The organism is Bacteroidota bacterium (assembly GCA_018698135.1).
In the GTDB taxonomy this organism is placed as follows: domain Bacteria; phylum Bacteroidota; class Bacteroidia; order CAILMK01; family JAAYUY01; genus JABINZ01.
This window is the reverse complement of record JABINZ010000139.1, coordinates 42223-56463: the sequence shown is the minus strand read 5'-3', so window position 1 is coordinate 56463 and position 14241 is coordinate 42223. Positions and strand designations below refer to the sequence as shown.

General features: G+C 37.4%; 12 protein-coding genes and 4 tRNA genes. All 16 read left to right on the top strand.

Translation table 11 applies throughout. The annotated features are described in order from the left end of the window. Nucleotides 1–14: 14 nt before the first annotated feature. The 16 genes from HOG71_09420 (at nt 15) to rpsG (ending at nt 14236) form a co-directional block, all read left to right on the top strand. Nucleotides 15–97, top strand: a tRNA-Tyr gene (locus HOG71_09420). 212 nt (nt 98–309) lie between these two features. Further along, nucleotides 310–382, top strand: a tRNA-Gly gene (locus HOG71_09415). A 40-nt stretch (nt 383–422) separates the two neighbouring features. Beyond that, nucleotides 423–495, top strand: a tRNA-Thr gene (locus HOG71_09410). A 43-nt stretch (nt 496–538) separates the two neighbouring features. Continuing rightward, on the top strand, nt 539–1726 hold the full coding sequence (gene tuf / locus HOG71_09405; GenBank protein ID MBT5991061.1) for an elongation factor Tu: 1188 nt from the start codon (nt 539–541) through the stop codon (nt 1724–1726). Between the two features lie 25 nt (nt 1727–1751). After that, nucleotides 1752–1824 (top strand) — tRNA-Trp (locus HOG71_09400). A gap of 17 nt (nt 1825–1841) precedes the next feature. Then, a complete protein-coding gene (gene secE, locus HOG71_09395) occupies nt 1842–2039 on the top strand; it encodes a preprotein translocase subunit SecE (protein ID MBT5991060.1) in 198 nt (65 codons plus the stop codon). A gap of 9 nt (nt 2040–2048) precedes the next feature. Then, on the top strand, nt 2049–2585 hold the full coding sequence (nusG, locus tag HOG71_09390; GenBank protein MBT5991059.1) for a transcription termination/antitermination factor NusG: 537 nt from the start codon (nt 2049–2051) through the stop codon (nt 2583–2585). A gap of 4 nt (nt 2586–2589) precedes the next feature. Further along, nucleotides 2590–3033 (top strand): 50S ribosomal protein L11, encoded by a 444-nt coding sequence (gene rplK / locus HOG71_09385; protein MBT5991058.1) that lies wholly within the window; start codon nt 2590–2592, stop codon nt 3031–3033. Nucleotides 3034–3044: 11 nt separating this feature from the next. Continuing rightward, complete coding sequence (locus HOG71_09380) at nt 3045–3740, top strand: 50S ribosomal protein L1 (GenBank protein ID MBT5991057.1); 696 nt, start codon at nt 3045–3047, stop codon at nt 3738–3740. Between the two features lie 8 nt (nt 3741–3748). Continuing rightward, entirely contained in the window at nt 3749–4267 is a 519-nt protein-coding gene (locus HOG71_09375; protein MBT5991056.1) for a 50S ribosomal protein L10, read from the top strand. Nucleotides 4268–4308: 41 nt separating this feature from the next. Beyond that, nucleotides 4309–4689: a 50S ribosomal protein L7/L12 gene (gene rplL, locus HOG71_09370; GenBank protein ID MBT5991055.1), complete on the top strand. Its 381-nt coding sequence runs from the start codon at nt 4309–4311 to the stop codon at nt 4687–4689. 118 nt (nt 4690–4807) lie between these two features. Beyond that, nucleotides 4808–8620, top strand: a complete 3813-nt coding sequence (gene rpoB / locus HOG71_09365) for a DNA-directed RNA polymerase subunit beta (protein MBT5991054.1) — start codon at nt 4808–4810, stop codon at nt 8618–8620. A 22-nt stretch (nt 8621–8642) separates the two neighbouring features. Beyond that, entirely contained in the window at nt 8643–12944 is a 4302-nt protein-coding gene (gene rpoC, locus HOG71_09360) for a DNA-directed RNA polymerase subunit beta' (protein MBT5991053.1), read from the top strand. 16 nt (nt 12945–12960) lie between these two features. Further along, nucleotides 12961–13278, top strand: a complete 318-nt coding sequence (locus tag HOG71_09355; protein ID MBT5991052.1) for a DUF3467 domain-containing protein — start codon at nt 12961–12963, stop codon at nt 13276–13278. Nucleotides 13279–13371: 93 nt separating this feature from the next. After that, a complete protein-coding gene (locus HOG71_09350; GenBank protein ID MBT5991051.1) occupies nt 13372–13746 on the top strand; it encodes a 30S ribosomal protein S12 in 375 nt (124 codons plus the stop codon). A gap of 19 nt (nt 13747–13765) precedes the next feature. After that, the gene (rpsG, locus tag HOG71_09345; GenBank protein MBT5991050.1) at nt 13766–14236 is read left to right on the top strand and encodes a 30S ribosomal protein S7; all 471 of its coding nucleotides are present in this window, start codon (nt 13766–13768) and stop codon (nt 14234–14236) included. Nucleotides 14237–14241 lie beyond the last annotated feature (5 nt).

The window sequence follows — 14241 nt, the reverse complement described above, 5'->3', positions numbered from 1 at the left end:
ATTTATAATAGTTTGGGGAGATTCCAGAGTGGCCAAATGGGGCAGACTGTAAATCTGTTGGCGTACGCCTTCGGAGGTTCGAATCCTCCTCTCCCCACATCGATCATCGAAGCCTTGGCATAGATGATCATTGACTTCCCCAGCCTTGGCAGAGGGAGTCATTGACTTTCAAGGCTTAGGCCAAGATGGTCATTTACTTTCATAGCTTTTGCTAAGAAAGTCGTTAGTTTTCCAAGCCTAGGCAAGGAAATTAGTATCGTTGACAAGGTTGGTGCATTTTGTACCTTATCCAAGGCTTCGGTGCACTATGCGGGAGTAGCTCAGCTGGTAGAGCGGCAGCCTTCCAAGCTGCAGGTCGCGGGTTCGAACCTCGTCTCCCGCTCAATCGTTGTTTGAGGCGGTTTGGGCTACAAACAGCATTTGCCGATGTAGCTCAGATGGCAGAGCGCGTCCTTGGTAAGGACGAGGTCACGGGTTCAAGTCCCGTCATTGGCTCGTTTTGTATTTAATGATTCGTAAATAATATAAGAAGTAAATTATGGCAAAAGAAAAGTTTGAACGGGGTAAACCACATGTTAATATTGGTACCATCGGACACGTTGACCATGGAAAAACTACATTAACTGCTGCTATTACAATGATTTTAGCAGAAGCAGGTGGTGCTGAGTTTAGGTCATTCGATTCAATTGACAATGCTCCGGAAGAAAAAGAGAGAGGTATCACTATCAACACAGCTCACGTTGAATATGCTACTGCAAACAGACATTATGCTCACGTTGACTGTCCAGGTCACGCTGACTACGTTAAAAACATGGTTACTGGTGCTGCCCAAATGGACGGTGCTATCCTTGTTGTTGCTGCTACTGATGGACCTATGCCTCAAACTAGAGAGCATATCCTTTTAGCACGTCAGGTTGGTGTTCCTGAATTAGTTGTATTCATGAATAAAGTGGATATGGTTGATGATGAAGAATTACTCGAACTTGTAGATATGGAAATCAGAGATCTCCTTACATTTTATGAGTTTGATGGTGATAATACACCTATTATTCAGGGTTCAGCATTAGGTGGATTAAATAATGAGCCAAAGTGGGTTGAGAAAGTTCTTGAACTGATGGCTGCAGTGGATTCATACATTCCTGTTCCTCCACGTGCTATTGACAAGCCTTTCTTAATGCCTATTGAAGATGTGTTCTCCATTACAGGAAGAGGTACTGTTGCTACAGGTAGAATTGAAAGAGGTGTTGTAAATGTTGGCGAAAAAATTCAAATCGTTGGCTTTATGGACAAACCACTTGAAACAACTTGTACAGGTGTTGAAATGTTTAGAAAATTATTGGATCGCGGTGAAGCTGGTGATAATGCCGGTTTACTTCTTAGAGGAATCGATAAAGATGAAATCAAAAGAGGTATGGTTATCGCAGCTCCAGGTTCTATAACACCACATACCAAATTCAAGGGTGAAGTTTATATCCTGAAGAAAGAAGAAGGTGGACGTCATACTCCATTCTTCACCAATTACCGTCCACAATTCTATCTGAGAACAACTGACGTAACAGGTGTTGTTCATTTACCAGAGGGTGTTGAAATGGTAATGCCAGGTGATAACATCACAATTTCTGTTGAACTTATTATGCCAGTTGCTATGGATAAAGGTTTACGTTTCGCTATTCGCGAAGGTGGACGTACTATTGGTGCTGGTCAGGTAACAGAAATAGTTGAATAGTTAGTTTCCGTAATCATTAAAGGACACGGGTGTAGCTCAATTGGCAGAGCATTGGTCTCCAAAACCAAAGGCTGGGAGTTCGACTCTCTCCACCCGTGCTTTAGGAGTTAATATTATGTTCTTAAGAATTAAAAATGCATTAGTAGTTACAGTGGATGAATTAGTTCACAAAGTAACTTGGCCTACGTGGGAAGAATTGCAATCAAGTGCTGTAATTACATTGGTTACATCATTGATTTTTGCCTTGATCGTTTTTGTCATGGATTCGGTTTTTAAGAACCTTTTCGAAATTTTTTACGAGCTTTTTCAATAAAAATCAAAAATGTCTGACTTTAAGTATTACGTAGTTAGAGTGATCAGCGGAAGAGAAATTAAGATCAGAGAGCATATTTTGTTCGAGATCGAAAAAAGTAATCTTCAGCATATGGTCAGGCAAATATTGGTGCCTGTTGAAAAGGTAGTTCAATTGAAAAATGGGAAAAAAGTTACGAAAGAAAAGAATTTTTATCCTGGTTATGTCATTATTGAAGCCCGACTTCAAAGCGAAGTTCAGCATGCAATAAGAAATGTAACCGGAGTATTTGATTTCTTGGGTTCGAAAGATGGAGCTGTGCCACTAAGGCAGGCAGAAATTAATCGCATATTGGGTAAGATTGAGCAAGCTACTGATATGGGCGAGCAAATTGAAGTTCCATTTTTGGTTGGTGAACCTGTCAAAATTATTGATGGACCATTCACTGGCTTTAATGGAATTATTGAAGAAATCAACGAAGAGAAGAAAAAACTTAAGGTAGTAGTTAAAATATTTGGAAGGAGAACACCTGTAGAGTTGAATTACATGCAGGTTGAAAAAGGTTAATTTTATGGCAAAAGAAGTAACAGGCTTTATTAAGCTTCAGATAAGAGGAGGAGCTGCTAACCCATCTCCACCGGTTGGCCCAGCATTGGGTTCTAAAGGTGTGAATATTATGGAGTTTTGCAAGCAGTTTAATGCCAGAACTCAGGCTATGGCAGGGAAATTAGTTCCTGTGGTGATTTCTGTATATGGAGACAAATCATTTAGTTTTGAGATCAAAACACCTCCTGCTGCAGCACAAATATTAGAAGTTACCAAATTAAAGAAAGGTTCTCCTGAGTCAAACAGAGCCAAAGTTGGTAGCATTAGCTGGGATCAAATTAAGGGAATTGCTGAAAGCAAGATACCTGATTTGAATACTGAAAAAGTTGAATCAGCAATGAGAATGGTAGCCGGTACGGCTAGAAGTTTAGGGGTTACTGTAAAAGGGAAAGCTCCCTGGGAAAATTAAAAAATAAGGCTGTGAAACTTACAAAAAACACAAAAGCATCTGCTGCTAAAATAGAAGCAGAGAAGTTATATGATCTTAAAGAAGCGTCACAATTAGTAAAAGATGTTACTTTTACGAAATTTGATGCATCCGTAGATATGGATGTCAGATTAGGAGTCGATCCTAAGAAAGCCAATCAAATGGTGAGAGGTATTGCAACGCTTCCTCATGGTACTGGTAAAGAATTGAAAGTTCTGGTCCTTTGTAATCCCGAAATAGTTGATGCCGCTATTGAAGCAGGCGCTGACTATGCCGGTTTAGATGAATATCTTGAAAAAATCAAAGGAGGATGGACCGATATTGATACAATTATCACTAGTCCTGATGTAATGCCGAAATTAGGTCGATATGGAAAAGTTTTGGGACCGAGGGGTTTGATGCCCAATCCAAAAGCAGGTACAGTTACAACTGATATCCCTAAAGCTGTGAAAGAAGTGAAAAGTGGAAAAATAGACTTCAAGGTAGATAAGTTTGGTATTATTCATACGCCTATCGCAAGAGCCTCTTTTGAAGCAATTCAAATAAGTGAAAATTGCGCAGAGTTATTACGCGTAATTAATAAACTTCGTCCAGCTTCAGCAAAAGGTACCTATTTCAAGGGCGTCACGATTTCAAGTACGATGAGCCCGGGCATTGATATTGACATTAAATCTGTTCCCGGATTATAAACAACGACATGAAAAGAGAAGAGAAAATAGAGTTAGTAGAACGGATTAGTGAGCGAGTTAAAGCTAGTGGCAACTTCTATTTGGCCGATGTTTCCGATTTAACAGTTAATCAAACAACTGAGCTGAGGAAGCTATGCCAGAAAAAAGGGATTGAACTAAGTGTTTCTAAAAATACATTTATCAGAAAAGCCTTGGAGAAAATAGGATTTACTGACGAAGAATTGTTAGACTCATTAAAAGGACCATCTTCTTTGATGTTTGCTGAGAGTATTAATGCTCCTGCTAAACTGATTAAGGAATTCAGAAGAACACATAAAAAACCATTGTTAAAGGCTGCTTATGTGGAAGATTGCATTTATATTGGTGATGATAAACTCGATGCTTTAGTTAATCTGAAGTCACGCGATGAATTAATTGCTGATGTATTGGCATTACTGAGTTCTCCAATGCACAATCTGATTGGTGCTTTGAATAGCGGTAAAAATAATATAACCGGTGTTCTAAAAACGTTATCAGAAAAAGAATAATTAATTAAGTAATTTAATAAACACCACTAAAAATTGGTATAATGGCAGATATTAAGGCAATAGCCGAAGAGCTAGTAAATCTTACAGTAAAGGAAGTAAATGAATTGACAGGTTTACTAAAAGACGAGTACGGAATAGAGCCTGCAGCAGCAGCTGTAGCTATAGCCGCACCGGGAGCTGGCGCAGGTGATGGCGCTGAAGTTGAAGAGCAAACCGAATTTGATGTAGTGCTTAAAGCTGCTGGAGGACAAAAACTTCAGGTAGTTAAAGTAGTTAAAGACATCACAGGTTTAGGCCTCAAAGAAGCAAAAGAAATAGTAGATTCAGCACCTAAAGCAGTTAAAGAAGGTGTTTCTAAAGAAGAAGCTGAAAGTTTCAAGTCCAGATTAGAAGAAGTAGGTGCAGAAGTTGAACTTAAGTAATTAAGTGACTTTTGTTCTGGCAAACATATTAGCCCTACATTACATACCTTTTACTGTTTTTTACAGTAAAAGGTATGCTTTATCTATTGAGCATCAAAATTCATTAAATTGATTTGTCTTGAAAGAGAATAATAAACGTATCAATTTCGGGACTATAGAAAGTCCCATTCCATATCCAGATTTTCTTGAAATACAGTTAAAGTCTTTTCAGGACTTCTTCCAGATTGAAACATTATCGGATGAGAAGAAAGAAGAGAACTTATATAAAGTTTTTCAGGAAAATTACCCTATAACTGATTCCAGGGGAATTTTTGTATTGGAATTTCTCGACTATTTTATCGATCCTCCGAAGTATTCTATTGAAGAATGCATTGAAAGAGGTTTGACCTATAGTGTAGCATTAAAGGCTCGCCTGAAGCTATATTGTACCGATGAAGAACACGAGGAATTCGAAACCACTGTTCAGGATGTGTATTTAGGAACCATTCCATACATGACCGTAAGAGGATCTTTTGTTATTAATGGTGCGGAAAGAGTAATTGTTTCTCAATTACACAGATCGCCAGGAGTATTCTTTAGTCAGAGTTATCATACTAGTGGTGTGAAGCTTTATTCAGCCAGGGTAATACCGTTTAAAGGTAGTTGGATGGAATTTGCTACAGATGTAAACAACGTTATGTTTGCTTACATCGATCGCAAGAAGAAGTTCCCAGTAACTACTTTGTTACGTGCCATTGGTTACGAAACTGACAAAGATATTTTGGAACTGTTTAACCTAGCTGAAGAAGTAAAGGTTAAAAAAACAGAACTGAAAAAAATCATCGGTCGCAGACTCGCTGCACGTGTATTGCGTAAGTGGGTTGAGGATTTTGTTGATGAAGACACTGGAGAAGTTGTTTCTATTGAAAGAAATGAGATTATTCTTGAACGTGATACCATCATTCAGGATGAACATATTGACTTAATCTTAAATGCAAATGCAAAAGTGGTTATTCTGCATAAAGAAAATACCAATACGCATGAGTATGAGATTATCTACAATACACTGCAGAAAGATCCATCGAACACAGGAAAAGAAGCGTTAGAATATATCTACCGACAATTGCGTAATGCTGATCCACCGGATGAAGAAACTGCCCGTGGAATTATTGAAAAGCTGTTCTTTTCAGATAAGCGTTATGACCTCGGAGATGTAGGGCGTTATAGACTGAACAAAAAGTTAAACCTCAACACTGATGAGGAAACGAAAGTTCTGACACAAGAAGATATTATTCAGATTATCAAATATCTGATTTTACTTAGTAATTCTAAGCAAGATGTCGATGATATTGACCATTTGAGTAACAGAAGGGTTAAAACAGTTGGAGAGCAACTGTATTCTCAGTTTGGAGTTGGATTATCCAGAATGGCTCGTACTATTCGCGAAAAGATGAATGTACGAGACAATGAGGTGTTTAAACCAGTTGATTTGGTTAACGCCAGAACATTGACTTCCGTTTTAAATTCCTTCTTTGGAACCAACCAATTATCTCAATTTATGGATCAAACCAATGTTTTGGCAGAGGTTACTCATAAAAGGAGATTATCAGCTTTAGGCCCTGGTGGTTTGTCAAGAGAAAGAGCTGGTTTTGAGGTACGTGACGTTCACTATACACATTATGGCCGTTTATGTACTATTGAAACACCTGAAGGTCCGAATATTGGACTTATCTCTACCTTATCGGTTTATGCAAAAATCAACAGCATGGGTTTCATTGAAACACCATATAAAAGAGTTGAAAAGAGTATCGTTAAGTCAGGAAAAGAAAATGTAGAGTATTTATCTGCTGAAGAAGAAGACTTGCATATTATTGCTCAGGCAAATGCACCTTTGGATATGAAAACTGGAAAATTCCAGAATGATAAAGTTAAAGCTCGTGAAGGTGGTGAATTTGTTATAACTGATACGGATAATATTCATTTCATGGATGTTTCTCCGAATCAGATTGTATCTATTGCTGCTTCACTGATTCCTTTCCTTGAGCATGATGATGCAAACAGAGCTTTGATGGGATCAAACATGCAACGTCAGGCAGTTCCTTTAATTCGTCCAGAATCGCCTATTGTAGGTACAGGAATCGAAGAAAGGCTTGCACACGATTCACGCATGTTCTATATTGCCGAATACGATGGTGTTATTGAGTATGTTGATGCCAATGAAATTGTTGTAAAGTATAACAGAAGCGAAGAAGATAAAATTGTTGACTTTGATGGCGATGTTAAAAAGTACAAATTAATTAAGTTCAAACGTACCAATCAAAATACCTGTATTAATATTACACCTATTGTTGCAAAAGGCGAAAAGGTTAAAAAAGGACAGATATTGTGTGATGGTTTCTCCACTGAAAAAGGAGAAATTGCACTAGGTCGAAACTTGATGGTTGCTTTTATGCCTTGGCAGGGTTATAATTTTGAGGATGCTGTTGTTATTTCAGAAAAAACAGTAAAGGAAGATTATTATACATCAATACATGTTACAGAATATGAACTGGATGTTCGCGACACAAAACGTGGAATGGAAGAATACACTTCCGATATTCCAAACGTTAGTGAAGAAGCAACCAGAAATCTGGATGAAAATGGTTTAATCCGAATTGGTGCAGAGGTTATTGAAGGAGATATATTGATTGGTAAGATTACACCAAAGGGTGAATCAGAGCCTTCTCCTGAGGAAAAACTTTTGAAAGCTATTTTTGGAGATAAAGCAGGTGATGTAAAAGATGTTTCATTACGTGTTCCTCCTTCAGCCAAAGGTATAGTTATTGAGAAAAAATTATTCGAAAGAGCTAAGCGAGATAAAGAGCTTAAAGTCAAGAATAAAGAAGAACTAACCAAACTTGAAAAATCGAATAGCAAAAATCTGGAAACATTCAGACAATTGTTGATTGATAAATTATTAAAACTTCTTGCTGGCGAAACTTCACGAGGTGTTGTCAATGAGTATAGTGATGTAATTATTCCAAGAGGAAATAGATTTACACAAAAATCGCTTCTTAAAATTGAAGATTTCAATTTATTAAGACCTGAGAAATGGTGTAATAATGAAGAAAAGAATAATCTTGTTAAGAGAATTCTTCAGAATTACAAAGCGAAGCACAACGAAGAAATTGGAATTTTCAGACGTGAGCAATATGCTTTAACTATTGGAGATGAACTTCCAACTGGTGTTGTTAAGCTTGCTAAAGTTTATGTAGCTGAAAAACGTAAACTGAAGGTAGGGGATAAAATGGCCGGACGTCATGGAAACAAAGGTGTTGTTGCTAAGATTGTTCCTGAAGAGGATATGCCTTTCCTAGAAGATGGAACTCCGGTAGATATCGTACTGAATCCACTTGGTGTGCCTTCAAGGATGAACTTGGGTCAAATTTACGAATCTATCCTTGGATGGGCAGGAAAAGAATTGGGTGTCAAGTTTGCCACGCCAATTTTTGATGGTGCATCTGAAGAGCAGATTGAAAAATACATGGTCGATGCTAAGATTCCTTTGTATGGTAAGACCTATTTATACAATGGATTAACAGGAGATCGTTTCCACCAGCCAACAACTGTAGGAGTAATTTACATGTTGAAATTGGTTCACATGGTTGATGATAAAATGCATGCACGTTCAATCGGGCCATATTCATTAATAACGCAACAACCTTTGGGTGGTAAGTCACAGTTTGGAGGCCAGCGTTTTGGTGAAATGGAAGTTTGGGCACTTGAAGCATTTGGAGCGTCTAATATTTTACGTGAGATACTGACCATAAAATCTGATGATATTGTGGGTCGTGCTAAAACGTATGAGGCTATTGTAAAAGGTGAGCCTATTCCTGAACCTGGAATTCCAGAATCAATTAATGTTTTGATTAATGAGCTTAAAGGACTGGCTCTCGATATTCAATTTGATTAACCTTAATATTTAAAGAGAAAATATGTCTCTTAGAAAGAATAAAAAGAAAATTGATAGCAATTTTACCAAGGTTAAAATTGGTCTTGCATCTCCAGAAACCATTTTAGATTGGTCTTATGGAGAAGTAACAAAACCGGAAACAATTAATTACAGAACATTCAAGCCTGAAATGGGCGGTTTATTCTGTGAGCGAATTTTTGGCCCGGTAAAAGACTATGAATGCCATTGTGGTAAATACAAGCGAATCAGATATAAAGGTATTGTTTGTGATCGTTGCGGTGTTGAAGTAACTGAAAAGCGTGTAAGGCGTGAACGAATTGGACATATTAATCTGGTTGTTCCTGTAGCACATATCTGGTATTTCAAATCACTACCAAACAAAATTGGATACTTACTTGGAATTTCTTCCAAGAAGTTGGAGATGATCGTATACTATGAAAGGTATGTTGTTATCCAGCCAGGTCTTAAAGAAGAAGATGGAGTAAATCGTCTTGATTTCTTAACAGAAGAAGAATATCTAGAGATTGTTGATTCATTACCTGAAGAAAATCATTACTTAGATGATAGTGATCCAAATAAGTTTATTGCTAAAATGGGTGGCGATGCATTGTTTAGTTTATTGATGCGCATCAATTTGGATGATCTTTCTTATGATTTAAGACATAAAGCAAATACAGAAACTTCTCAACAACGTAAAAATGAAGCTTTAAAGAGGCTGAAAGTAATTGAAAGTTTCCGCGAAGCAAATACAAAAGCTGAAAATCGTCCTGAATGGATGATGATTAAAATTTTACCAGTAATGCCTCCTGAATTAAGGCCTTTGGTGCCTTTGGATGGTGGTCGTTTTGCATCTTCTGACTTAAATGATTTATACAGAAGAGTTATCATTAGAAATAATCGACTGAAGAGACTGATTGAAATAAAAGCTCCTGAAGTTATTCTTAGAAACGAAAAGAGAATGCTTCAAGAAGCTGTCGATTCATTATTTGATAATTCACGTAAAGCAAGTGCTGTAAAAACGGAAGGTAACCGTCCTTTGAAATCTCTTAGTGATATGCTAAAGGGAAAGCAAGGACGTTTCCGTCAGAACTTATTAGGTAAAAGAGTTGACTTTTCCGGTCGTTCTGTTATTGTTGTAGGTCCAACACTTAAAATGCATGAGTGTGGTGTGCCTAAAGCAATGGCTGCTGAATTGTTTAAGCCTTTCATTATCAGAAAACTGATTGAAAGAGGTATTGTTAAAACAGTTAAATCGGCTAAGAAAATAGTTGAGCGTAAGGACAATATGATATGGGATATCCTCGAAAATGTATTGAAAGGCCATCCTGTTATGTTAAACCGTGCTCCAACTTTGCACAGGTTAGGTATTCAATCATTCCAGCCAAAATTAATTGAAGGAAAAGCCATCCAATTACATCCTCTTGTTTGTACTGGATTTAATGCTGACTTTGATGGTGACCAAATGGCGATTCACGTTCCATTGGGCCACGCTGCTATATTAGAGGCACAACTATTAATGCTTGCCTCGCACAACATTCTTACTCCTGCTAATGGATCTCCAATTGTAGTTCCATCTCAGGATATGGTTTTAGGTCTTTATTATCTGACAAAAGGTAAAAGATCGACTAAAGAAGAGCCTATTATTGGTGAAGGAAGTGTTTTCTATTCATTCGAAGATGCTTTAATTGCCCATAATCATAATAAGGCCGATCTGCATGCATATGTAAAGATTTCAGTCGAGAATATGCAGGATGATGGAAGCCTTAAGAAAGAAATAATTGAAACCACTATTGGTCGGATTATTCTGAATCAACACGTTCCAAAGGAAATGGGATTCTTGAATGAGCTTTTAACGAAGAAAGCTTTACGAGATATTATTGGAGATATTATCAGGAGAACTGGTTATGAAAAAACAGCCAAATTCCTTGATGATATTAAAGATATGGGTTTCCATTACTCATTTATTGGCGGACTTTCCTTTAACCTGAAGGACATACCTGTTCCTGTTGAAAAGGACGAACTTATTTTAAGTGCTCAGGCCGAAGTTGATGAAATTACCGATAACTATTTGAATGGTTTTATCACCAACAATGAAAGATACAATCAGGTTATCGATATCTGGACTAGAATTACAAATAGTGTCACCAAACATCTTTTAAGACACTTAGCAACAGATAGAGATGGGTTTAATCCGATTTTCATGATGCTTGATTCTGGTGCCAGAGGTTCTAAAGAACAGATTAGACAGCTTGGTGGAATGAGGGGATTGATGGCTAAACCACGTAAACACGTTTCTGGTGGTGGTGCAGGTGAAATTATTGAAAACCCAATTCTTTCTAACTTTAAAGAAGGATTGTCAGTTCTTGAGTATTTCATCTCTACTCACGGTGCTCGTAAAGGTCTTGCTGATACTGCCCTGAAAACTGCGGATGCTGGTTATTTAACTAGACGACTTCATGATGTATCTCAAGATGTAGTTATACGTGAAGATGATTGTGGTACTTTAAGAGGATTGAATATTTCTGCCCTTAAAGACAATGAAGAAATTGTTGAAACTTTATTGGAAAGAATACTTGGACGTGTTGCCTTACATGATATTTACCATCCTATTACAGGAGATAAAATTATTACTGCAGGGAATGAAATAACAGAAGAGATTTCAATTATAATAACAGAGAGCCCAATTGAAAGTGTTGAAATTCGTTCAGTACTTACATGTGAAGCTCGAAGTGGAGTTTGTGAGAAGTGTTATGGACGTAACCTGGCAACTGGTCGCATGATTCAGCGCGGAGAAGCTGTTGGAGTTATTGCTGCTCAATCAATTGGTGAACCTGGAACACAGCTTACACTTCGTACTTTCCACGTTGGAGGAACAGCATCTAAAATTGCATCTGAAAGTCAGATTAATGCAAAAGTTGATGGAAAACTGGAGTTCTCTGGAATACGTAGTGTTCAGTATGAAGTTGACGGACAAGAACGTAATATAGTTGTGAGTCGTTCTGGTGAAATCAGAATATTAGACACAAAATTAAATGTCATTGTATTTACTCATAATGTTCCTTATGGAGCTATTTTGGAAGTGAAAGATGGTGATAAAGTTGAAAAAGGACTCAAAATATGTAGTTGGGATCCGTATAATGCGCTGATTATTTCAGAATTTGATGGTACAATTAAGTTCAAGCACATTATTGAGAATATTACATTTAGAGAAGAAGCAGATGAGCAAACCGGTCACAAAGAGAAGGTGCTTATTGAAACAAAAGATAAAACAAAAATTCCTTCCATTATTATCGAAGATAAAGATGGAAATGTATTAAAAGATTATAATGCACCTGTTGGAGGTCACATTATGATTCAGGATGACATTAAAGTCACAAAGGGAACAACCTTGATAAAAATTCCAAGATCGACTAGTCGAACTCGAGATATTACAGGTGGTTTGCCAAGGGTAACCGAGCTTTTTGAAGCACGTAATCCTTCAAATCCTGCTGTTATTTCTGAGATTGATGGTGTTGTATCTTTTGGTGGAGTTAAAAGAGGAAATAGAGAGATCATTATTGCCTCAAAACAAGGCGATGTAAAGAAATATCTTGTTCCTTTGTCAAAACATATCCTGGTTCAGGAAAATGACTTTATCAAAGCAGGAAATGCATTGTCAGATGGTGCAATTACACCAGCTGATATATTGAAAATAAAAGGACCGTTTGCAGTACAGCAATATATATTGAATGGAATCCAAGAAGTTTATCGTTTGCAAGGTGTGAAAATCAATGACAAACACATTGAAGTTATCACTCGACAAATGATGCAGAAGGTGACCATAGTGAAGCCTGGAGATACCAGATTCCTTGAGAATGATGCAGTTGATAAGTTCAAAGTTATTGAAGAAAATAACTGGATCTACGATAAGAAAGTAGTCATCGAAGAAAACGATTCACCAAATCTTAAGAAAGGAATGATTATCAGTGCCAGAAGGTTAAGGGAAGAAAACTCTAACCTGAAGCGTAAAGATAAAAAATTGGTAGAAGCCAGAGATGCTGTTCCAGCTACGGTAAGTCCGTTACTACAAGGAATCACCCGAGCTAGTTTAGGTACTAGTAGTTTTCTGTCCGCGGCCTCGTTCCAGGAAACAACAAAAGTGCTTAACGAAGCGGCAATTGCAGGTAAGGTTGATCATATGCTTGGTATTAAGGAAAATGTTATTGTTGGACATAGAATTCCGGCCGGAACCGGATTAGATGAGTTCAATAATGTTTTGGTTGGCTCAAAGGAAGAATATGAACTTCTGGTAGGCGAATCTGAAAAAGAAGAAATAACAGAATAATCCTTAAAGTTTTATCATGGATGAAAATAAACCACAGCAAAATCAACTGAACATTGAATTGCCGGAAGAAATAGCGGAAGGGATATACTCGAATTTGGCGATCATAACGCACTCTAATCAAGAGTTTGTTATCGATTTTATCCGAATTATGCCAGGTATCCCTAAAGCTAAAGTAAAGTCTCGGATCGTGTTATCGCCACAACATGCTAAAAGATTACTTGGCGCTTTGCAGGAAAACGTAAATAAGTTTGAGTCCCTTCACGGAAAAATCAAGAATGAAGATGGTTTTGAAGGTATTCCTCTTAATTTCGGAGGACCTGCTCCAAAAGCGTAAAAAATTTTAAAATTTATTGAAGGTACTTTTCTATTAATAGAGAAAAGAGTTATACCTTTGCAGTCCTTTAAAAATTGAAATAATTATAGGTCTATGCCAACTATACAACAATTAGTAAGAAAAGGAAGGAAGCAAATTGTTAAGAAAAGCAAGTCTCCTGCACTGGATTCATGCCCTCAAAAGCGTGGTGTATGTACAAGAGTGTACACCTCTACACCTAAAAAGCCGAATTCTGCAATGAGAAAGGTTGCCAGAGTAAGATTAACGAATGGTAAAGAGGTGAATGTTTACATTCCCGGAGAAGGTCACAATTTGCAAGAACACTCCATTGTATTGATCAGAGGTGGTAGAGTAAAAGACCTTCCTGGTGTTAGGTATCACATTATTCGTGGTGCGCTAGATACATTAGGAGTAGATGGCAGAACACAATCCCGTTCAAAATATGGGACTAAGAAACCTAAAAAATAATTTATAAATCGAATAGCAAATGAGAAAAGGGCGTCCAAAGAAACACGAAATAAAGCCAGATCCAAGATATGGTGATGTTCTGCTGACAAAGTTTGTAAATAACATGATGTTTGACGGTAAAAAAGCAGTCGCATTTAAAGTTATTTACGATGCGTTGGATATCGTGAAAGTGAAGAATAAAGAGAAGGAAGAACTCGAAATTTGGAAAATTGCCCTGAACAATATTATGCCTGCTGTAGAGGTTAAAAGTAGACGTATTGGAGGTGCCACTTTCCAAATTCCTACAGAGGTAAAAGAAGGAAGACGTGCTTCATTAGGTATGAAATGGATGTATACTTATGCACGCAAAAGAGGTGGGAAATCAATGGCTGACAAATTAGCTGCTGAAATTCTGGCCGCATATAACAATGAAGGAGCTGCCGTTAAAAAGAAAGAAGATACACATCGTATGGCAGAAGCAAACAAAGCATTTTCACACTTTAGATTCTAAATGGC